Here is a 22,284-nt window from a genome sequence, read left to right as displayed (position 1 = left end):
TATTTTTCAAGGGAAATCGCTTCTTCGGTCTATTCAGATATCTTCTAAATTTTCATCGTGCGGTCGCTGAGTAGTCCTGGTAAGGACGTATCGAAGCGACCGAGTACAAGTAACCATAAGAACTAAAATTGACCTAACTTCCGATTTTTATCCGAGAGTAGATATTTAATAACATCGTCAAGATAATCGTGATAACGTACAGGCAGGTTTTTATATTTAGATGCAAAGACTTTTTTGACCTCTTCAAAATTGTTACTTTTAATTTTTTTCAGGTCGTTATTAATATTTTCGATATACTTGGAAGCCTTCGATTTTAACCTGTCTAATATTTCTTCGTCTTCAGTTCCGGCTATCGCTTTTACAGCTGCTTCAAAATTATAATTGTTTTGGACATAATTCTTAAAAAAGAGTCCTCGCAAAATTTCACCTACGATGGTTCGGCTGACATTTCCAATTTCCCGGGCTGTTTCCACAACAGAAGAATGTGAAAATTTTTTAGCACGCAGGGAATCGAGAATAAAGTTTTCCATGTCAGCTTTACGATAATGCCTGTATTCGTCGGGCAGGTCCGTAATCAAAATGATATTGCGTTCTTCTGCTTTAGCAAAAATAGCCGCTCTTTTTACAATCGATTCCAGCTCTCTTACGTTCCCTTTCCATTCATTTTTTACCAAGCATTCGAGTGCGGCTTTTGAAAACCTTAAATTGTCGTCCTCTCTTTCGAGAAAATATTCTGCTAAAACAGGAATATCTTCTTTCCTTTCCCTTAATGGAGGAATTTCGATATTAAGTACATTGAGTCTGTAATACAAATCTTCCCTGAATTTACCTTCTTCAATTAAACGTGCAAGATTTCGATTAGTAGCTGCTATTACACGTACATTGACCTTTTGCGTTTGAGCGGAGCCAACCTTCTGAAATTCGCCGAACTGAATAACTCTTAATAGTTTTGCTTGAAACGAATCGCTTGTTTCCCCAATTTCATCAAGGAATAGGGTACCGCCGTCTGCTGCTTCAAATAATCCTTTTTTATTGCTGAGAGCATTTGTAAAGGCTCCTTTAACATATCCAAACAATTCACTTTCGAGTAAACTTTCTGTCAAAGCAGCACAATTAAGAGCAATAAATTCCTGCTCTCTACGATTACTTAAATTATGAATTGCTCTTGCAACCAGTTCTTTGCCGCTGCCACTTTCGCCAATGATCAAAACTGTTGCATCTGTTGGTGCAACTTTTTCGATTGTTTTAATTACTTTGTCCATTGCACTGCTCTTATAAACAATATTTTCGAATTGATGCCTTCCTGCGTGTTTCTCCACTGGCTGTGAATCCTGCTCGAGCTCCTTTAATTGTGTTATTTCATTTTTTAATTTTTCTATTTGATTTAGCAATTCACCTTTAGCTTGTTCAGAAATCTTAGAAATGTTTTCGAGCAAAGCTTCTTTGCTTTCAAGAGTTTTTTTCAACAACTCGCTTTCGCTCAACGCATGCGTCGCCTGCTGTTTGTTTACCATTATTTTAAGATAAACTTCGAATGCCAGACATAAAATTGCAGGCAGGAAAGCCATCGTAAAATTGAATATTACGAAGAAGTAATTAAAAAGAATAAATGACGCAATTAGTATAAAAAACAGGTATGAAACAATCCGTATTTCATTTGAGCCAAAGTGGAAGAAATAAATGAATCCAATGAGGAACAACACTGAAAGTACTGACAATAAATTTGAGTATTTGTAATTCAATGATCGGTGTGTAATAATATTATCGAGAACAAAGGCATGAAATCCGACACCCGGTAATTCATCATCGTAATAAGTCTTGACCGTTTTTGCAATGGTAGGATCGCTCACTCCAATTAATACATATTTATTTTTGAATTTTTCCGGCCTTTTTTCAAATTCTCCGAAGAATTCAATCAAGGAGTAAGTTTTGAATTTGTGCCATGAATTATAAAAATTAACTTTAAGCAAATCTTTCGCTTCCGCATCGTCTTTGCCTGCAAGTTCAATTGCAAAAGCTTTCTCGTAACGACGATTTACAGATATAAACTCAGGAACGTAATATCCGTCAGAATCAATATAGTTCAGGTGTCCCGTTTTGAGCGAAGGGATTTCGTACTTTGGCTGTGAATAGATAATCGTATCGGAATTTGTAATAATGGAAGATAAAACTATATTATTATTTGACTTCTCTAAAACATCGTTCAACAAATCGTTATAAATCTCCTGAAACGCCAGTCTTGAAGAAAACATCAGTTCGATTCCAATTTTTTTTGCCCCAACCCGATTCAGATTGTCAACCAACAAAGCATAATAACTTCTTTTAAGAGGCCATCCTCCAAGCTGTTCAATGTCATCTGAATTAATATGAATAATAACAATCGAACTATCGGTTTCCTTGGGACCACCAATAAAGCGCATCAATTCTTCATAACCTTTATTTACAGGGATACGGATTAGTTCTAATTCTAAAGCAATAAGCAACCCGACTAATATTAACGACAAACGAATAATTTTTTCGTACTTAAATAAATTCGATAATGTCGAATAGTTTTTATCCATCAGAAATATTATTTTGGTTTCTTAATAGAAATAAATTTACGAAAAAATAAGTAAAGGAATAGTAATGAAAACCAATATCAACGGAATTGCGGTTTATACTTATGGCGACCCCAAAAATAACGCGATAGTATTTGTACATGGTTTTCCATACGACCATACAATGTGGGATGAACAGGTAAAAGAACTTCAGAAAGATTATTATTGCGTAACTTACGATGTAAGAGGACTTGGCAAAAGCCATATCGGCGATGGACAATATACAATGGAATTTTATGTTGATGACCTGTTTATGGTAATTAAGGAATTGAAGCTTCGTAAACCGGTCTTGTGCGGATTATCGATGGGTGGTTATATTGCCCTGAGAGCCATTGAAAGAAATCAAAATAAATTTGGTGCATTAATACTTTGCGACACCAGAGCAGAAGCGGACAATAACGAAGGCAAAATTAAACGCTCTGCAAATATTGATATGATTAATACAAAAGGACTCGAGGCATTTATAAATAAATTCGTCCCGACATGCTTTGCTGCAGAGGCAGTTAAAAAGAAAGCGAATTATTATACGTCAACGCTCGAAAAAGCTTACCGGAACAATCCCACAGGAGTTAAAGGTGCAATAATTGCGATTATGAGTCGTACCGACACGACCCATGTTTTACCCGAAATTAAAATTCCCACTCTTGTATTATGTGGCTCGTTCGACAGCTTAACACCTCATCAAACAATGCGCAAACTGGCAGAACAAATTCCTAATTCTGAATTTGCTATAATCCCACTTTCGGGTCATATGTCGCCAGTCGAAAATCCTGGAGCAGTTAACGATTTAATCAAAGGTTTTCTAAAAAGGAGAATTTAACTACAAATTAGCAGGGCGGTCACTTCTCCGTCCTGCTTAATTTCATTCTCAATTCCACACTCCCCTTTTTTACCAGATAAACCCCGGTCAAAATTATTGCAGCCGATAAAAGCAATACCAGATTAAATGCTTCGTCCAGAATAAGCCATCCCAGAAAAATTGCAATTATAGGATTGATATACGCATAAGTGGAAACGAACGAGACGGGTAGATGTTCGATTGCATAGATATAAGAACCATATCCGATTAACGATCCAATTATCAAGAGGTAGATAAAAGCCAGTGTGCTTTCTGTAGTAAAACTGAGATGTCTATGTTCTCCGATGATAATACTGACTAAAGTCATCAACGTACCTGCAATTGTCATCTGAAGAGCGGCACTCATTAAAGGATGAACTTTCGTCGTATTATATTTCGAGTAAATTGTGCCAAAAGACCAGCACGTTACAGCAACGAAAAGTCCTGCCACACCTTTAAGATAATGAGAATCAAAAATACTTATAATATTGCTACCAAAAATTAGCATTACACCCACCATTCCTGACAACAAACCAATCACAGTTTGTAAATTTAGATTCGCTCCTTTTACATAAAAAGATTCGATGCCAACAATCCAGAAAGGGACAGTAGTTATTAAAAGTGCAGCCAGGCCGCTTGGAATCCATTGTTCTGAAAAGACAACAAATCCATTCCCAAATCCCAATAGCAGGATGCCCACTACTGTGGAATGTTTAATGTCGTTCCACTCTGGCAGACGGTAGTTTTTTTTCATGAGGAATAAAAATAGAATTGGACCGGCTAAAAACCATCTGAAACCCGCAAAAAATAAAGGCGGCAGATCTTCCACTCCAACCCTTATTGCCAGATATGTAGTCCCCCAAATTATACAAATTGCAGCCCACGCCAGGTAGGCTTTTGTTTTTGTCTCTAATACCATAGTCAATTAAATTAGTGAATATAAAAATAATATTTTCTTACGGTAATTCCGGTCTTAACTATTTTATTAGTTTCGTAATTCAAGGATTTTGTTATAATGGAAAGTATAGAAAAATTTGTGAAAAAATTTCCTTTTGTTGCCGAGAACCTTAAGTTCTTAGGCATTCTTCTTTTGGCGGTAATAGTATATGCACTTACTAAATATATTTTGCTCCGTCTAATAAAAAAATTCGTACGTCACACAAAAACTGAGTTTGACGATATTCTACTGCACGATCGTGTTCTTAAAAACGTTTCCTACATTGCACCGCTGATAATAATCAAACTGTTCGCTTATACCATCCCTTCAATTGAAAATTTCATTCATGTTTTTGTAAATGCGCTTATTGTACTCTTGGTCATTTTTACTATTAATGGTTTATTGACGGGATTTACGGGCGTTTTAAATCGGATGGAAAGATTTAAAGAAAAGCCCGTAAAAGGATACATACAGGTTGTAAAAATAATCGTTTATATTTTCGGTGGAGTTATTTTCATATCGACATTACTTGGCGAATCGCCGTGGGCACTGATTGGTGGTCTGAGCGCCCTGACAGCTGTGCTTGTACTGGTTTTCAGAGATACAATTCTTTCATTCGTTGCCAGCATTCAGATTTCATCTTACGACCTTGTAAAGGTAGGTGACTGGATCGAGGTTCCCAAATACGGTGCAGACGGCGAGGTAATCGATATTTCCTTAAATGTCATAAAAATACAAAACTGGGACAAAACAATTACAGTTATTCCCACCTACAAATTAATTGAAGACTCATTCAAAAATTGGAGGGGAATGACTCTTGCAGGTGGCAGGAGAATCAAAAGGTCAGTTTATATTGACCAGTCAAGTATAAAATTCTGCAGCGAAGAAATGATTGAAAAATTCGAACGTATTCAGTTATTAAAAAATTATATAAAAACGAAAAGAGAGGAAATTAATAAATATAATCAGGAACGGAACATCGACGATTCTGTCCTTGTCAATGGAAGAAGAATGACAAACATCGGAACATTCAGAGCATATCTCAAAGAATATCTTCTGCAGCGCGAAGAGATAAACAAAGAGATGACATTTCTTGTAAGGCATTTACCTCCCGGTCCTGAAGGATTGCCGATCGAAATATACGTATTCACTAAAACTACCAACTGGAACGAGTACGAAGAAATTCAATCGAATATATTTGACCATATTCTTGCGGTAATTCCCCAATTTGAATTGAGAGTATTCCAGAATCCGACGGGATATGATATTAAAGAAGCGATCAATTCATTAAAAGAATACAAATGATGATGGAACCGATCCATAAAGCATTAGGTCAGGCACTCCACGACAACGGAGTAGAAGTAGTTACTTTTGTGCCCGGTTTCGGCGCATCCGAAACGTTTATGTCGTACAACGAAATTGCTGGCAAAATTGGTAAAATATCGTATCACGAAGAAGTTGCCTATACAATATCACACGGAGCATCAATAATCGGGAAACGTTCTGCACTACTTTGCAAATCACACGGTGTAATGAAAGCAGCAAACAGTATTACTGATTCGCTCTACACATCACCAGCAGCAGGATTGGTTTTGTTTGTTTTTGAAGACTTTACAGGCAAACATTCCGACAATATTCTCGATATTTATCCCATTCTAAGATCCATAAATATTCCCGTAATCAAGGCGGATAAAACAAAAATTTACGACGATGTACACACGGCTTATCAGCTCTCTGAGAAAACAAAACTTCCTGCGGCTCTTCTAATTGATGCCATGACGATTAATGAACCGTGCACATTTGAGCCACGCCTGGATTTAAAAAAGAATTTTTCATATAAAAGAAATATCTATTTCCATGTAGTTCATCCATTACTTGCAGAATATCAATACAAAGTTTTAACGACAAAAGTAGAAGGCGGTAATCTCGAAGCTGTATCGCGTCCAGAATTACCGATTGTGCCCGAAAGTTTGACCCCAAAAGTTAAAGAGGGAGCATCTAAGTATATCACTTTTTTCGAAGTATTTAAGAACATTAAGAGAGATATTACAACAGGCGATACAGGCTCGTCAAGTGCGTTTGCTTTTCCACCGTACAACTCGATCGACATTGTTACTTATATGGGCGGCTCGATCCCATTGGCATTGGGTGCATATCTCGGAGGATTCAAGAATGTTTGGGCATTAACCGGCGATTTTGCTTTTATATCTGCAGGTCATCTTGGATTGATCGAAGCTGTTCAAAGAAATATACCCTTGAAAATTGTTATCTTCTACAATCGCCGCTCTTCTGCAACCGGAGGGCAATTGATCAGTAAAAACATTCTATTCAGAATTCTCGCAGGCTATGAAAAGTTTATACTCGAAATCAGTAATCCTGAGGATATGTTCGAAATCGATTCTGTTTTAAATGAAGCCGCAGTTTCAGACGAAATGAAAATAATAATTGTCAACTATCCCGAATAAATTATGTTGCCAGAATTAAAAAATCTTTACGAAAAGATTCCCGATAAAATTCCAGATGAAATTTTTGAAGAAATTTTACGAACGGACAAACTAAGAATAGAAAGAATAATTTCGAAAGGACAGAAAAGTCCGGAAGGTTTCTGGTATGATCAAGATGAAAATGAATTTGTATTACTTTTAAAAGGATACGCCCGACTTGAATTTGAAGACGGGAAAAAAGTCGAGCTCAGAGAGGGGGATTATTTAATAATACCTTCGCGGTTGAAACACCGTGTGGATAAGACTTCCGCAGAAAAAGAAACGATCTGGCTGGCAATTTTTTATTAAAAAAGCGGTAATGACATTAAAGTCAGTACCGCTTTTACCAGTAAAGGAACATATGCAAATTTACTAATCTTCAATTATGGCAAGAATATCCGACCTCTGAATAATTTTGAGGTCTTTGCCATCGACACTAATATCCTCGCCGCCGTATTTGGCAAATAATACGCGGTCGCCTTCTTTAATATTTTGGCGTAAGTCTTCGTCGGTTCCAACTGCAAGAACCTTACCGATAATCGGTTTTTCTTTTGCAGTATCGGGTATTATAATGCCCGATGGCGTCTTAGATACTTCATCGACAGGTTCGATTAAAACTCTGTCGTCCAATGGTTTTACTTTCATAAACCAGCAACTCCTAATCTTTTATGTTTAACAAACGGTTTATTTTGGGTTTATCGAATCCCACAATTGGTTGATTATTGATTAAAATTACCGGTACGCCAGTTTGGCCTGTCCGTCTCATCATATCTCTGGCTGCAGCCTGATCCCGCGTAACGTCGATATCTTTAAAACGGATATTCTTTTCGCGGAAATATCTCTTTGCTGCATTACAGAAACTGCAAGTTGGTGTTGAAAATATTATTACTTTCGGTTGTGCAGACATCTTAAAGTACCACAAATTTTTTTAGCATATGATGAAAGTGGGATGAAAAGGATTCAAGGAGGAGGAAATTATTTTATAATTTTCTCAAAACCAATTTTTTTCAGATTATAATAAATTATAAAAGCACCACACGAACTAATTAAAAGAAGAATAAATCCCTTAAAATAATTCTGAAAAATCAGTGCACCCGTTCCAAACAAAAACGAATAAATGACAACAATGCCCGCCAACCAATTCACGAACATTCTAACAAAAATACTGCCTGATTGTTTAATCCCCATCAAATCCGTTATCTTTCTCCATCCAATGCCTCCCGGCTCAGTTCTTTCATAAAATTCAATTAATTTTTTTTGATTGACAGGTTTTGTCGTATAAGTTACAATCAACCAGATTATTGTTGTTATTAAAACTATTGGAAAAAGAGAGATCGGCGAGGGTATTCCGAGATAATATCTAACAAGAGGATATATAAACAATGGGGCAATCATTGCCGAGATTTCAGACCAGGCATTTATCCGCCACCAGTACCAACGCAATATCAGTACTGCACCAATACCTGCGCTTGCATTCAATATAAATTCCCATGCTCCTGAAATAGTAGAGAGAAAATATTTTGTGATCAAAAGTGAAAGTATCGTAAGAATGAGAATACTTACTCTTGAAATCATTACATAATGCCGTTCGTCGGCATTATTTTTTATAAATCTTCTGTAAAAGTCATTAATAATATACGAGGTTCCCCAATTCAGTTGCGAAGCTATGGTCGACATATAAGCGGCAAGAAAAACTGCAATAAGCAGACCAAGCAGACCAGCTGGTAAAAATCGTACCATCAATTTGGGATACATCATTCCAGGGTCTACAGTATTTTCATAAACTTCATACATTTCTTTAAATTCTGGTGAATTAGCATATTGAAGAGTATTTAAGTCTGTATTTGAATTATATGCTTCAACGACTTTATCATACATATCAGGATTTTGCGTTTTGAGTTGTTCAAGATTATCCGTGCGCGGCAAAATTACCAGCGCTGCCAGTGCAACCAGAATCCATGGCCAGGGTCTGATAGCATAGTGCGCAATCGTAAACCATAGAGTCGCAAAAAGACTATGTTTTTCGTCTTTGGCGGACATCATTCGCTGGGCAATATATCCTCCTCCACCTGGATCGGCGCCAGGATACCAGCTTGCCCACCATTGTAAAGCCACATAGGCAAAAAACGAACCAATTGATATTGAAAATATTCCACTTACTACTTCACTACTTCCAATTCTTGGAATGAACGATATAACCTGTGGTGATAATTTTTCTTTCAATTTCGTCATTCCACCCACCTCAGGTAACGAGACCACTATCACGGCAAGGATAATGCATCCGATCATGGCAAATACAAACTGAAAGCTGTCCGTTCTTGAAGTGCCTAATAGTCCAGAGGCAGCCGAGTAAATTCCAATAATGATTGCAGCAATTACAACAAGTCCAAACGAATCGTACTGTGGAAAAATCACAGCAAATATTTTTTCCATCGCCTTATGTACCCAACCGAGAATGATTATATTCATAAATAATCCGAGATAGAGTGCTTTAAAACCTCGAAGGGCTGCGGCGGCTTTGCCATCGTATCGAAGTTCAATAAACTCCACGTCTGTCATAATTTGAGCGCGGCGCCATAAACGCGCAAAAAAGAATACAGTAAGCATACTACCGATTGCCATATTCCACCAGAGCCAGTTACCCGATATCCCGTTTTTAGCAACTAATTCGGTAACTGCCAGTGGTGTATCTGCGGCAAAGGTAGTGGCAACCATCGCTGTACCCGAAATATACCACGGGAGGTTTCTGCCGGATAGAAAAAATTCACCGGTATTTTTACCGGCTTTTTTGGAATAATATAATGCGATAAAAAAAACCACCAGGAAATAAAACAAGATGACAGCTATGTCAATATAATTTAAGGTATGCATCGGTCAATACTATTGTTTGACCACAGGTAGTTTAAAGAAATTCTCCAGCACAAGAGATGCAGCGCCAACTGCTACGGAGAATTGATGATACCTATCTACTACGATCTCAAGTGCATTGCTCGTAATAGAGATTACCCTCATTTCAATCTCTTTCCTAACCGCTTCTATGATAACACCTTCAAGTTCTGAAACCACTCCTGTAAGTATAAGTGTATCGGGATTCAAAAGTGAAACAGCAGGGGCAATTGTCTGTCCGACAATACTCCCAATCTTTGAAAAGATCAGTTTTGCAATTTCATCTTCTTCTTTTGCAGCATGGAGCAACAATTCAATATCGATAGAATCGATAGAATTCAAAAAATTTTTCAGTACTTTCCCTTCGTGAAAGCGGCTTCTGTAGGATGCCAGTATCTCTTTGAGTGTGGGCAGATGTGGGTAAAGCTCGCCGGCGCAATATGAAGAACCTCTGTATAAATTGCCGTTTATTACGATTCCGATTCCAAGACCGCTTACATTTTTATCAATTTCAATCAAAATTGTTAGATAGTTTCTCGAGGCTTTAATATTGTTTTTCCATTTATATCCAACTGCTACTGCATTTGCGTTATTTTCAAGCAATACTTTAAAAGGAAATACATTCAATTTTTCAATAAGATTAAAATTAAGATCTGGTAATATACTCGACATAACAACCACACCTCGTTGACAATCAACAATACCTGCAAATGCGATTCCAACCCCAAGTATTTTCGATGTCTCTAAATTGTTATCTTCGATGGCAAAATTTACGGCAGTAATTATACTCTCGGCTAACTCATCAACAGTATTTACAGTATCAATCTTTATATTGCGACTATAAATCAGCTCGCCTTTAAAATTGAGAACTACCAAAGACATTTCGCCTACTTCGATGTCCAGTCCTATTACATAAGCAGCATCTTTATTGAGTGTCCACATATACGGTTTTTTGCCGCCTTTGCTGGTGGAATCCCCTTTTCCATAAAAAAGCACGAAAGATTTAGCCGATAGTTCTTTCAAAATATTAAATATTGTCGAGGGTCTCATACCGGTAATTTTAGCTAATTCGGAGCTGGCAATAACTTCATTCTCCTGAATTAAATTCAAAACCAATTGCTCGTTAATGTCTTTAACAACTCTCGCATGGAACGAAATTAATTTTTTACTTCTCATTCTTTTTTGTTCCTATGAAATTAAACTATATAAATAATACATATCGATATCAATTACAAGTTTTAATTAATGTCGATCTCATCGACAAAGATCCATGCTTTTCCACCACTTCCAGGATGCCAGGAAGGACACAATCCAATATTTTTTCCGATTATTTTAATATATCGGGCTTCACTATTTTTGAGTTCGACACTGAAACTCTTAATTCCTTCGAATTTATCGTACTCGGCTAACTTATATTCCCCGCTATAAACATTTACATAGTTCATTCCATCGATGGATAAATAAAAATCAACTTTTTCAGGTAGAAAAATCCACGAACCGATATTCTGGAGAAAACTTACCGATAATTTATTTATTTTCATAGATTTTCCAAGATCTATAATTACATCGAGATTTTTTCCTTCATATCCCTGCCATGCATCCGAATTAAAATTTTCATTTCCTTTAATACCGTCTATCAGTCCCCACTTTCCTCCTCCTGTATATGGATTGTCAAACGTAGTATTATAATGAATATCCCAATCACTCGGTACCTCGTGAAATTCGGAAGTTACTACTTTACTGTATTTGCCATTTTTAGTCGATACAAATTTAAGCTGACTCGAATTATTTAGAATTAATGGCTTATTATACAATTTGCCGTTTGTTATCGGGTCAGAGTCGTCCAGGGTATAATAAATTTCCGCTGCGTCTATACTTTCCAATTCAATCACTGTTTCGCCTTTAAATACTTTTTCACCGCTTTTAATAAAAGGAATCGGAATGAACTGGAGATCGACATAAGAGTGTGGTCTGTCGGATTTATTATATCCCCAATTCGTTGGTTTATCGGTCATCTCAAAGACTATACTTCCGCCATTTATAATATCTTCATGGGTTATATACGATTCAGAATGGTTCAAACCATTTAGTATTGCTGATTTTATATAAATATTTCTATCTGATAAATTCTCGGTCTTAATTTCGAACGATTTACCATTTGTGAAATTGATTACTGCTTTTTCAAAGTGAGGTTTACCAATAATATATTCGTTACTTCCCGGGCAAACTGGATAAAATCCGAGACTGCTTAAAACATACCAGGCGGACATCTGCCCGCAGTCTTCATTACCGCTTAATCCATCAGGTTTGTCAGTATACAATGTATTCAGAATTTTATCTACAATTTCCTGAGTTTTATACGGTTTCCCTACATAGTTATAAAGATAGGCAATATGGTGACTCGGTTCGTTGCCGTGAGCATATTGACCTATAAGTCCCGAAATATCCGGCTGATGTCGCCCTTTTAATTCTGTATTGGCATTAAACAGCTCGTCGAGTCTGTTTTCGAAATTCTCGTCACTACCGTAAAGGTCAATCAGACCATTGACATCGTGAGGCACAAAAAAGCTATACTGCCATGAATTTGCCTCAGTATAATCCCTGCTGACAACATAAGGATCAAAAGGAGAAACCCATTTCCCATTCTTCTTGGGTCTGAAAAAACGTGTTACCGGATCAAAAAGATTGACATAGTATTTTGAGCGTTCGAGATAATAATGATATGCGTCTTTATTACCAGCTCGATTGGCAATTTGAGCTATGCACCAGTCATCGTACGAATATTCAAGAGTTTTTGACACGCTCTCGTGCTCGTAATCAGAAGGTATATAACCCATTTCCTTATAAACATCGAGTCCCCGAAAATCGGACATTGCAGAGCTATTCATGGCTTTTAGAGCAAGATTTATATCGATACCAGGCAAATTTTTAATTATAGCATCTGCAATTACAGGGACTGAATGATAACCAATCATAGTGCCTGTTTCATTCGAGGCGAGTTCCCATATCGGCAATTGACCGCTTTCTTCGTACTTACGCAGCATTGAATTTATCATATCAACATTTTCTTCTGGAGCAATTAGTGTAAACAAAGGATGAAGCGCTCTAAAGGTATCCCATAGTGAGAAAACCGTATAGAGGGTAAAATTTCCCTCCTTATGAATCTTTCCATCCATGCCAATATACCGGCCGTCAACATCTGATTGAATATTAGGACTTAGAAAAGCGTGATATAGTGCAGTATAAAAGATTCTTTTTTTGGTTACATCTAAATCTTCAATGATAATTGAGGAGAGGCGTTTTTCCCATTCGCTCTCAGCCTCTTTTTTTATACTTTCGAAATCTTTGTTATTAATCTCGTGTCTTAGATTTTTTTCCGCTCCTTCCAGACTCGTATGCGAGATTCCAACTTTGACAAAGATCTTTTCGTTGGCTTCGGTTTTATAATGGAGAGCGACTTTTATGTTATTGCCCGATGCTTTATTAGAATTGACAGTTTTTCCGTTCTTAAAAATTGAGTAAGATTCGATGGGCCTGGAGAGAACTGCAAAGAAAAAAATTGTATGGTCCTTAGCCCATCCTGTTGATCTTCTGTATCCCTTTACTATTGTATCATTAACAATAATTATTTTTGAATCGATTACTCTGTCCTGAATTCCGTGTTTCAGGTCAATGAGAATATGAGAACTATCGGATTTCGGGAAGATATATTTATGATATCCTGCTCTTTTTGTAACAGTTAGTTCCACTTTAATTTTATAATCATCGAGAAAGACTGAATAAAAACCAGGTTCAGCAATCTCAGATTCATGTCTGAAACGAGAGCGATAACCGGAATCCGGATTATTTTTTGAACCCGGTTCAATTTTCAATTTACCTGTTGTAGGCATAAATAAAATATCACCGTAGTCGCCACAGCCCGTGCCACTGAGGTGAGTATGACTGAATCCAATTAATGAATTATCTGAATAATGATAGCCTGAGCACCAATCCCATCCTTCAGTATCCGTATCAGGACTTAGCTGTACCATACCGAATGGTAAAGTGGCGCCTGGATATGTATGACCATGTCCGTCAGTTCCGACGAATGGATTCACAAATTGTGTAAGTTTACTTTGTGCGACAATGCAAACTGCACCTGTAAAAACTATGGCAAAGAAATATTTAATGATTTTCATATAAGTACCTAAAACTTATTTATAAATTCACCATTTTCAATGCTCCAGTCGTTTCCGAAATAACCGATATAACGAATTCCATTTTCATCCGAATCGAGAATATTGCTGTCAAAAACCACAATATCCGGAAAACTAAGATAAGGGTGATAATATTGAGCTAATTCTGCCAGTTTCATTCCTTTTATTCCGGTGCCTGCAACAACGGCTACGCTGGCTATATCACTGTCTCTTCTCGGTCTGATCATTAGACAAGATAAATCTTTGCCGGAGTAAATTTTGTCTCCTATTTTAATTTTTCCTTTTTCAACGTTGACAGGGGAATCTTTCAATAATTTATTCCAGGCCGAATTAGTGGCAGCATTACCGTAGAGTACAACATTTCTGTCTTTATAAACAAGTGGATCGAATTGATCATCTTCAATAACCTCGATTGCCGAATTTCCCTGATACCACAAATACTCTGCATCAAACCGAGCTTTCTCATAAGCCCATTTGTTTTCTTCTTTTGTTCCGTGGGTACCATATACAAATAAAACATTGTTATTCAATACTTCTCTTATGTTTCCAAGGCGCGTAGGATTTTTATTTCCAGCATCCGGTTTGGTGGCGATTTCCCATATTCCGCCATTTTTACGAAGATATAATTTATAGTCCGGAGTTACATGGATATTCTCAATTTTCTGTCCATCAATTTCTACGGAAAAAGGCAAACCTGAATTTAGTACCGAAACGTCAAGCATTAAATAACATATATTATCAGTTACTCCTTTAAAAACTCTTTTGCCGTATTCCAGCGTGAAATCTACTTTGCTTGGTTTTTGTTGTCTTTCCTGATTAATAATTTCTATCCAATAATATTTTGATGAAATAGCTGGGTTAGCCGTTGTAAATTCAACTTTTCTGATCATCTGTTTTTTTGGAATGGAATGGCGCGCAAAGAAATCGAACATTGGCATCCAGTCCACGCAATCTGCACCAATTTCGTCGGAATTATCCCACCAATGTCCGGCACCTTTTTCAATATGGAATTCGTAATCCTTATGAAACTTAGAAACCACCTCCAGCATCGATTCAGCTTGAGATATCGGCACATTGTCGTCTGCATCACCGTGAATAACATAGATCCCGTTTTTGCTGAGATTTTTGGCAAATTGATAAGTGTCGCTCTGTTTTGATGAGCGAACCAGCATTTCTTTTACGTCTGATGTATCGATTAGATTTCTAATTCGATACGACCAGATGCTAATCCATCCAGCGCTTGGTCCGATGGCTGCAAAACGGTCGGGATAATTAATACCGAGCTGCCAGGTACCGTGTCCTCCCATCGAATGTCCTGTCAAATAAACTCTCTCTTCGTCAATGTTAAATTTCTTCAGCGCAATTTCAAGTACTTCAAGAGCATCAATTCTGCCCCAGTTCTCCCAATTAAAACCGTATGGTCTTCTGTTTGTAGGAGCTACAATATATCCCCAATTTTTATGACCATAGGAACTAGCCTGGTTAATTGCTTCGACGCCGGCTCCGTGCAAGCTCAGAAAGAGAGCTGGTTTGTTTTTCAACTCAAGCGGCGGATTAACAGCATAATATTGTACGCTTCCATCTAGTTTACTGATAAATGTTTCTCTTCTCGTTTCAAATCTATCTACTACTTTCAGTTCAATTCGTTCTGAAATTAAAATTTTTTCTCCATGATTCGATTTTTCTACAAGGTCAATCGTCAGCTTAATAACGTCCCTTTTATCTACTGCAGGAAGTTCAATCTTAAAAGGTGCTTTATAAACTGAAAGCGGATTAATTACGGGAAGTTTCGAATATGCTGGTATACTTCCTACTATAGAACTACCTGCATAAGTTTTAATAAACAAGTTGTTCAATTTTCGGTTATCAGCATTTATTAATAAAATGGCACCGAAGGACGAGGTTGGTTGATCGATGATCAAATCGGGTACAGTAAGGTCTTCTTTACTGAAAAGAATTGGAGGAATATTTTGATGAATTTTTACTTTTAATGCCCCACTTCTATTGCATCGGAAAACAAGATAGTTAACACCTTTTTTAAATTCAACGGGAATTAATGAATAATCAAACCTGGGTTCCCACGCTTCATATATATCCTTTGTTCTGTAAGGATTACCGCTTCTCATAGTGCCATTCACAAAAACAAAAGAGTGACCCATTGCTTCAAGTAAAACGATTTTGTCTCTTTCAGAATTATATTTCATATAGACATAACCGTTTTGTAATTCAGGGGCATTGAACCAGCCGTTCTCATCGGCATCAATTTTACGCCATTGTCCGATAATTTTATCACCTTTTTTAATTTTCTCTCCTGCAGTGGGCTCTTTCCAGTTATCGGTAACAATTGAACCGACAATCGGATCGGGACTAATTACATTATCTCTATAGGGATAGTCCATCTGGATAGCTAATCCGTCTTTTATTAATATCGTATCAGAGGTCTGAGCATTTAAGTTTAACAATGTAAAAAATAGCACAAGAAATGAAATTAATACTCTGGTTTTCATATTAGCCTCGTTTATTCATTGTTGTTAACTGTGCCGTCATCGTTATAATCTCTGGTCATGGTTTTCAGACGGTTCATCATATCCTTAAAATCGACGGTTCCGCCAATTATGAACCAGATGATAATAACGAATGAAACTGCAAGATTTATTTCGACATACTTTCTCCAGAAAGCCAGCCAAACCGAATCAGGTACATCGTATAAAAGATTCCATATCGTACCTATAATAAAAACCATTACCCATGCAAATGTCCACACATACGAAATGATATAAATCAGTTTATCACCTTTCGTAAATTCTTTACCTATACCGAGCATACGAAACCCTTTTAGAGGGACCTCGTTGACAACGATGCTCTCGTCTTTAATTGCATATTGACCGCGGTGTAACATTTTATCCATATTAAATTCCTGTCTTTTTCCCAACAACGAAACAAGGATATAGCTGAGAGACGAAACTCCCATCGAAATTGCCCAGAAATATTGTCCATTTATTGGAAAATCAGGATAAATTTGTTGAAGTATTATACCGCTTACAGCGACAATCGAACCGATAGTGAGCGAGACCCAAGCCGCTGCAGTAGTACCATATTTCCAGTAAAGCCCTCCGATAATGACTGAACCCGAGCCGCCAACAAAAATTGCTGCTGTAATAGCAAAGTAGAGAAAAATATATTCGGTCATCGGGAAAAATAAACTAAAGAGAAAAATAAATACACAAACACCCAGTATCGAATAACGGAGAACCTTGAGGTGTTGTTCGTGAGAAAATTTCTTTTTCCTGAAAGGTAGAACAACATCCTGGATAAAGATGCTGCCCCATGAATGCATATATGAACTGTTTGTACCAACAGTCGCCATAATCATTACCGCAAGCAGTGCACCTCTCAAGTAGAAAGGTAATATTTCGGAAAAAACAAGAGGAACTCTTAACTGGTTTTGAACAGCTTTGTTATCGATTCCATTCAATGTTTTTTCGACTGCCATCGACACATTTGAAAAATCCACATGGTGCAAAATGGTAAAAGCCACAACCGGGACGAATATATAGAATAACCACCTTGGAATATCTCTGAAGTTTGCCAGCACTTCACCCATTTTAGCTTCATGGGCGCTTTTGGCAGAAGAATAATATCCCTGTCCTCCCTGCCATGACATTTTACCATAGATAATTCCAACAACATTAATTAGAAAATACCAGAAATTAAAATCCTGAACCTCACTCGCCTTAAAAGGATTAATCAAAGAAGCGTTTTTTGGAACAGTACTTACAGCCTGCATTATTTGCTCCCAGTTGACGAAGAAAAGACAAAAAACGAGGATAGCAATAAATGTTATGTTTAAGAAAATGCCCTGTATAAATTCGGTAACTATTATAGCCACCTGTCCACCTACAAAAACAAAATAGAGAGAGACTACCAACAAAAGAGCCATAGTTACTGGGAATGTGGAAAATTCAACTCCCAAGAATTGAAAACTCAATGGGAGTCGGCAAAAATAAATAATAAAGCGAGCACTGACAGCTGGAAAAATTCCAAAATTCAGTAGTCCCGATATGAACGCCAGTATACCTGCATAAATTCTAAAATTTCGGCTGTATCTCATTTCGAGGAATTGTGCTACAGTTAATGCCCTTGTCTGTCTGAATCTGTAGATAACCCATCCGCTAACGGTTACAATTAAGAGTACAACAGCCATTATAAACTCCCACCAGCGCAGCACAAAACCGGCTACATAATTCATTTCCCACTGACCAACAATGGTAATGGCTCCAATTGCAGCCATTCCTTGAGATACTGTTATCATATATCTGCCTGCAGAACGACCTGCCGACAAAAAATCGGCCACACTTTTTACATGTCTTTTACTTAGATAAACCCCGTAGAAAGAAAAGCTCATTACTACGGCTACTATTAACCATTCATAAAAAGTTAAATCCATAAAATCACCATATTTTTTAGATTTTAAGTGAAAGCAGAATTCTTTAATTTAAGTAACTTTATTTTTAGAACGTTTTTATTTTATGAAAATAAACGCCGTATTTAATAAAACTATTTTAACTATTTTTTTATAAATTGCCAAAATAATTTTAGTATTTTTTTGATTTTTTGCATATTATTGTCAAAGGTATATTTTTTATAAAAAAATACAATGGAGGCAGTTATGAAGCTTTCTGCCGTAATTATGATTGGGTTACTGTTATCTATAACTCCTAAATATTATGGACAAAACAGCGCATTACAATCGCTGATTCCTAAACCGGAGAAAGTTATTCCATTGAAAGGGATGTTTACCTTTGACAATAAAATAAGCGTCATATCAACTAATAATAAATTAACAGCTTATTTTACAAATAGAATATTTGAACTGACAGGTATTAGTCTACTCAACAATACAACTAAAAACAAAACAATAACCTTTGAATTGGGTAAATTACCATCTGAAAGCGACGAGGAAGCGTATAACATCGAGATTAACGAATCAACAATTCATATTTATGCTAATACAGACGAAGGAATTTTTAGAGGGATTCAAACAATATTCCAGCTTATCCCCCCCGAAGTAAAAATGAAACGGAACGGTCAGCCATTCAAATTAGCCGCTTGCAAAATCGAAGACAAACCACGATTTCAGTGGCGGGGTTTGAATCTCGACTGTAGCCGCCATTTTATGAGTAAAAATTTCATCAAAAGGTACATCGACATTCTCGCGTATTTCAAGTTCAATACTCTTCACTGGCATTTTACCGACGACCAGGGGTGGAGAATCGAAATCAAGAAATATCCCAAATTAACCGAAATTGGGGCATGGCGAAAAGAAGCCGACGATTCAATTTACGGGGGATACTATACTCAGGAGGATATAAAAGAAATTGTAGACTATGCACAAAGCAGATATATAAATGTGGTTCCAGAAATTGAAATGCCAGGTCATTGCCTCGCTTCACTGGCAGCTTATCCTGAAAATTCCTGTACAGGTGGACCCTTCCAGGTTACAAATATGTGGGGCGTTATGAAAGATGTTTATTGTGCCGGCAGAGATTCTACTTTTATCTTCCTGGAGAATATACTGGATGAAGTAATTCAACTATTCCCCGGGAAGTATATTCATATCGGCGGCGATGAAGTTCCGAAAGACAGATGGAAAAACTGCCCCCGCTGTCAGGCGAGAATCAAATCGGAAGGTTTAAAAGATGAGAAAGAATTGCAAAGTTATTTCGTAAAACGGATTGTCAAATATTTAGAATCGAAAGGCAAGGTGGCAATTGGCTGGGATGAAATACTTGAAGGAGGACTTGCCCCCGGAGTAATAGTTCAATCCTGGCAGGGACACGACGGTGCAATAGCAGCGGCGCATCAAAAACATGCAACTATTTGTTCTCCTACTTCGCATACATATCTAAACTATGACCCGGATAATCTTGATCTCAAAATAGCATATTCATTTGAACCAGTCCCCGAAGAACTTAACGCAGAAGAAGCAGCTTACGTGATAGGAAGCGAAGTCAATTTATGGACAGAACATTGCCCTCAGGAAAAAGTAGACACTCAACTTTTTCCCCGTATTCTTGCCCTTTCAGAAGTATTCTGGACAAACAGCCAGAAAAATTATGACGAATTCTACAAACGTCTTAAATTCAAATACGATGACCTTGCTGCACTGGGCATTAAATACGGAAGGGAGTCAAAACTGATTACATATAAAATTGACCACGACAGCGATAATAACCAGTATAGAGTCACCTTCGACATCCATCAAGAAGGCATCGATCTCCGTTATACAACGAACGGAATAATGCCTACGTACAGGGCAAATATTTATAAAGAACCAATATTAATTGGCAACACGACAAAGCTTGTGGCCGCAGCTTTCAGAGATACAGTTTTTTTGGATAAAAAGATTAACTTCGATTTCATTTTTCATAAGGCCGTTGGAAAAGATATAAGATTAATTAACAGTTACAGCCTGCATTACAGGGCTAATGGCGACAATTCTTTAGTCGATGGAATAAGAGGGACAAACGATTTTCACGATGGTATGTGGCAGGGGTACCACGGTGTTGATTTCGAGGCAATTATTGACTTAGGTTCTATAAAGGAAATTTCGAAAGTTGTACCTCGTTTCATATTAAATTCAAACTCGTGGGTATTCCTTCCACAAAAAGTTATTATTTCAATCTCAGACGACGGAACTGAATTTACAGACGAAAAAGTAATAACAAACACTACCCCACAACAAAATTCTGAAATAATCGTAAAAGAATTTCAGGTGGATTATAGTGCAGCCAGAGCCCGTTTTATAAAAGTATTCGCTGAAAGTATAAAAGTATGCCCCGAATGGCATCCAGGAGCGGGTCATAAAGCCTGGCTCTTTATAGATGAAATCGTAGTTGAATAAATCTAAAGAGGAATTTTATGTCAGAAAAGAAAAAGAAATCGTTGCACGCCGGTGCCGTAAATATTGACGAAGCACTGAAAGTTTATTACCCGGAAACAGATAAACGAGTTCTCAAAAAATTGAAAGAATGGCAGAGTTTGAAATTTGGCCTGTTAATGCACTGGGCTCCTTCAAGCCAATGGGGGATAGTTGAATCGTGGTCATTGTGTTCAGAAGACGAAGACTGGTGTAAACGTAATATCGAAGATTACTGTGAATACAAAAAACAGTACGAAAACCTTATTACTACTTTCAACCCACTTAAATTCAATCCTGATAAATGGGCTGATGCAGCACATTCTGCCGGTATGAAATATTTTATCTTTACAACAAAACATCACGATGGCTTCTGCATGTACGACAGCCATTATACCGATTATAAAATTACTGGAAGCCGTTGTCCTTTCAGAGAGAATCCAAAAGGAGATATTACAAAAGCACTTTTTGATTCTTTCAGAAAATATAATTTTATGATTGGCGTATATTTTTCAAAACCTGACTGGCACTCCGACTATTACTGGTGGAGACGTTTTGCCACTCCCGACAGAAATGTTAATTATGACATAAAAAAATATCCGGAAAGATGGAATCAATTCGTAGAATTTACTCATAATCAAATTATGGAACTGATGACTGATTATGGAAAAATTGACATCCTCTGGCTCGACGGCTGCTGGGTGCGAAACTATACGGAAGAAGAATTGGAGTCAGAACGTAAAAAGGCAAATTTCAATATTTATCGCATTCAGAACCAGGACATTAACATTCCACTTCTTGCAAGGAAGGCAAGGAAAAAGCAACCTGGATTAATAATTGTCGATCGGGCAGTGCCGGGTCCTTATCAAAATTACCTTACACCCGAAAACCAGATTCCCGAAAACACCCTACCTTATCCGTGGGAAACATGTATGCCGATGACACCTTCCTGGTCTTATCAACCAGGGCTAAAGTATAAATCTACGAGAGAATTAATTCATCTATTAATCGATATAGTTTCAAAAGGAGGTAATTTACTATTGAATATTGCACCTACTCCTGAGGGAGACTGGGAACCGGAAGCCTATCAGCGGTTGAGCGAAATTGGGAAATGGATGAATATACATGGCGAGGCAATTTATGATTCGGCACCTCTCTTTCCTTATAACCAGAATCAAATTTCTTTTACACGTCGTGGCAATACCTTTTATGTATTTTACAGAATTAAAGAAGGAGAAACTACCTTACCGAAAAAAATCAACTTAGTTATTCCAGAGATAAAAGCAGAACCGACCGTCACGACTCTGGAACACGACAGAATACTTGATTACAAACGCTTGGAACAAAAAATTACAATCATAATTCCAGAAGAACTTCGAAGTGTGGGAAAGGATCAATATACATTTACCATGAAATTAAGGACATGAT

At 37.2% G+C, this 22,284-nt stretch carries 15 protein-coding genes; 6 read left to right on the top strand and 9 right to left on the bottom strand.

The annotated features are described in order from the left end of the window. Nucleotides 1-122: 122 nt before the first annotated feature. Nucleotides 123-2,561: a sigma 54-interacting transcriptional regulator gene (locus tag ACSSV9_RS13330; RefSeq protein ID WP_437347755.1), complete on the bottom strand. Its 2,439-nt coding sequence runs from the start codon at nt 2,559-2,561 to the stop codon at nt 123-125. A gap of 64 nt (nt 2,562-2,625) precedes the next feature. On the opposite strand from ACSSV9_RS13330, the gene ACSSV9_RS13325 reads away from it, so the two are divergent. Beyond that, nucleotides 2,626-3,417, top strand: coding sequence for an alpha/beta fold hydrolase (locus tag ACSSV9_RS13325; RefSeq protein WP_437347754.1), 792 nt, complete (start codon nt 2,626-2,628; stop codon nt 3,415-3,417). Between the two features lie 19 nt (nt 3,418-3,436). Here ACSSV9_RS13325 and ACSSV9_RS13320 read toward each other — a convergent pair whose 3' ends face one another. Next, a complete protein-coding gene (locus ACSSV9_RS13320; protein WP_437347753.1) occupies nt 3,437-4,354 on the bottom strand; it encodes an EamA family transporter in 918 nt (305 codons plus the stop codon). A 96-nt stretch (nt 4,355-4,450) separates the two neighbouring features. Between ACSSV9_RS13320 and ACSSV9_RS13315 the strand changes: the two genes are divergently transcribed. Genes ACSSV9_RS13315 through ACSSV9_RS13305 form a run of 3 tightly spaced genes read left to right on the top strand, consistent with a single transcriptional unit; the run spans nt 4,451 to nt 7,164 of the window. After that, nucleotides 4,451-5,677 carry a mechanosensitive ion channel family protein gene (locus ACSSV9_RS13315; RefSeq protein ID WP_437347752.1) on the top strand — a complete coding sequence of 409 codons (1,227 nt, stop codon included), beginning with the start codon at nt 4,451-4,453 and terminating at the stop codon, nt 5,675-5,677. Beyond that, nucleotides 5,674-6,837 carry a thiamine pyrophosphate-dependent enzyme gene (locus tag ACSSV9_RS13310; protein ID WP_437347751.1) on the top strand — a complete coding sequence of 388 codons (1,164 nt, stop codon included), beginning with the start codon at nt 5,674-5,676 and terminating at the stop codon, nt 6,835-6,837. Before ACSSV9_RS13315 ends, ACSSV9_RS13310 begins: the two co-directional genes overlap by 4 nt. A 3-nt stretch (nt 6,838-6,840) precedes the next feature. Next, on the top strand, nt 6,841-7,164 hold the full coding sequence (locus ACSSV9_RS13305) for a cupin domain-containing protein (protein WP_437347750.1): 324 nt from the start codon (nt 6,841-6,843) through the stop codon (nt 7,162-7,164). A 63-nt stretch (nt 7,165-7,227) separates the two neighbouring features. Here the strand turns inward: ACSSV9_RS13305 and ACSSV9_RS13300 are convergent, their stop codons facing one another. From ACSSV9_RS13300 to ACSSV9_RS13270, 7 genes are all read right to left on the bottom strand, one after another. Beyond that, nucleotides 7,228-7,500 (bottom strand): co-chaperone GroES, encoded by a 273-nt coding sequence (locus ACSSV9_RS13300; RefSeq protein ID WP_437347749.1) that lies wholly within the window; start codon nt 7,498-7,500, stop codon nt 7,228-7,230. A 13-nt stretch (nt 7,501-7,513) separates the two neighbouring features. Further along, nucleotides 7,514-7,762, bottom strand: a complete 249-nt coding sequence (locus ACSSV9_RS13295) for a glutaredoxin family protein (protein ID WP_437347748.1) — start codon at nt 7,760-7,762, stop codon at nt 7,514-7,516. 68 nt (nt 7,763-7,830) lie between these two features. Further along, nucleotides 7,831-9,726, bottom strand: coding sequence for a sodium:solute symporter family protein (locus ACSSV9_RS13290; RefSeq protein WP_437347747.1), 1,896 nt, complete (start codon nt 9,724-9,726; stop codon nt 7,831-7,833). 9 nt (nt 9,727-9,735) lie between these two features. Continuing rightward, on the bottom strand, nt 9,736-10,917 hold the full coding sequence (locus ACSSV9_RS13285) for an ROK family transcriptional regulator (RefSeq protein WP_437347746.1): 1,182 nt from the start codon (nt 10,915-10,917) through the stop codon (nt 9,736-9,738). Between the two features lie 62 nt (nt 10,918-10,979). Beyond that, on the bottom strand, nt 10,980-13,919 hold the full coding sequence (locus ACSSV9_RS13280; RefSeq protein ID WP_437347745.1) for a GH92 family glycosyl hydrolase: 2,940 nt from the start codon (nt 13,917-13,919) through the stop codon (nt 10,980-10,982). An 8-nt stretch (nt 13,920-13,927) separates the two neighbouring features. After that, nucleotides 13,928-16,444, bottom strand: a complete 2,517-nt coding sequence (locus tag ACSSV9_RS13275; RefSeq protein ID WP_437347744.1) for a carboxylesterase family protein — start codon at nt 16,442-16,444, stop codon at nt 13,928-13,930. An 11-nt stretch (nt 16,445-16,455) separates the two neighbouring features. After that, complete coding sequence (locus ACSSV9_RS13270; protein ID WP_437347743.1) at nt 16,456-18,384, bottom strand: sodium:solute symporter family protein; 1,929 nt, start codon at nt 18,382-18,384, stop codon at nt 16,456-16,458. A 222-nt stretch (nt 18,385-18,606) separates the two neighbouring features. Here ACSSV9_RS13270 and ACSSV9_RS13265 point away from each other — a divergent pair, with 222 nt between their 5' ends. Together ACSSV9_RS13265 and ACSSV9_RS13260 are read left to right on the top strand one after the other, a co-directional pair. Continuing rightward, a complete protein-coding gene (locus ACSSV9_RS13265) occupies nt 18,607-20,841 on the top strand; it encodes a glycoside hydrolase family 20 protein (protein WP_437347742.1) in 2,235 nt (744 codons plus the stop codon). A 17-nt stretch (nt 20,842-20,858) separates the two neighbouring features. After that, on the top strand, nt 20,859-22,283 hold the full coding sequence (locus tag ACSSV9_RS13260) for an alpha-L-fucosidase (protein ID WP_437347741.1): 1,425 nt from the start codon (nt 20,859-20,861) through the stop codon (nt 22,281-22,283). Nucleotide 22,284: the final 1 nt, after the last annotated feature.

Origin of the sequence: Melioribacter sulfuriphilus, assembly GCF_051488685.1 — a bacterium.
Classification (GTDB): domain Bacteria; phylum Bacteroidota; class Ignavibacteria; order Ignavibacteriales; family Melioribacteraceae; genus Melioribacter.
This window is presented reverse-complemented; position numbering and strand designations above follow the sequence as displayed.

Coding starts and splice junctions, on each gene's coding strand:
- ACSSV9_RS13260 (WP_437347741.1), top strand. CDS start 20,859: ATGTCAGAAAAGAAAAAGAAATCGTTGCACGCCGGTGCCGTAAATATT.
- ACSSV9_RS13315 (WP_437347752.1), top strand. CDS start 4,451: ATGGAAAGTATAGAAAAATTTGTGAAAAAATTTCCTTTTGTTGCCGAG.
- ACSSV9_RS13290 (WP_437347747.1), bottom strand. CDS start 9,726: ATGCATACCTTAAATTATATTGACATAGCTGTCATCTTGTTTTATTTC.
- ACSSV9_RS13310 (WP_437347751.1), top strand. CDS start 5,674: ATGATGATGGAACCGATCCATAAAGCATTAGGTCAGGCACTCCACGAC.
- ACSSV9_RS13265 (WP_437347742.1), top strand. CDS start 18,607: ATGAAGCTTTCTGCCGTAATTATGATTGGGTTACTGTTATCTATAACT.
- ACSSV9_RS13275 (WP_437347744.1), bottom strand. CDS start 16,444: ATGAAAACCAGAGTATTAATTTCATTTCTTGTGCTATTTTTTACATTG.
- ACSSV9_RS13305 (WP_437347750.1), top strand. CDS start 6,841: ATGTTGCCAGAATTAAAAAATCTTTACGAAAAGATTCCCGATAAAATT.
- ACSSV9_RS13330 (WP_437347755.1), bottom strand. CDS start 2,561: ATGGATAAAAACTATTCGACATTATCGAATTTATTTAAGTACGAAAAA.
- ACSSV9_RS13300 (WP_437347749.1), bottom strand. CDS start 7,500: ATGAAAGTAAAACCATTGGACGACAGAGTTTTAATCGAACCTGTCGAT.
- ACSSV9_RS13285 (WP_437347746.1), bottom strand. CDS start 10,917: ATGAGAAGTAAAAAATTAATTTCGTTCCATGCGAGAGTTGTTAAAGAC.
- ACSSV9_RS13270 (WP_437347743.1), bottom strand. CDS start 18,384: ATGGATTTAACTTTTTATGAATGGTTAATAGTAGCCGTAGTAATGAGC.
- ACSSV9_RS13280 (WP_437347745.1), bottom strand. CDS start 13,919: ATGAAAATCATTAAATATTTCTTTGCCATAGTTTTTACAGGTGCAGTT.
- ACSSV9_RS13295 (WP_437347748.1), bottom strand. CDS start 7,762: ATGTCTGCACAACCGAAAGTAATAATATTTTCAACACCAACTTGCAGT.
- ACSSV9_RS13325 (WP_437347754.1), top strand. CDS start 2,626: ATGAAAACCAATATCAACGGAATTGCGGTTTATACTTATGGCGACCCC.
- ACSSV9_RS13320 (WP_437347753.1), bottom strand. CDS start 4,354: ATGGTATTAGAGACAAAAACAAAAGCCTACCTGGCGTGGGCTGCAATT.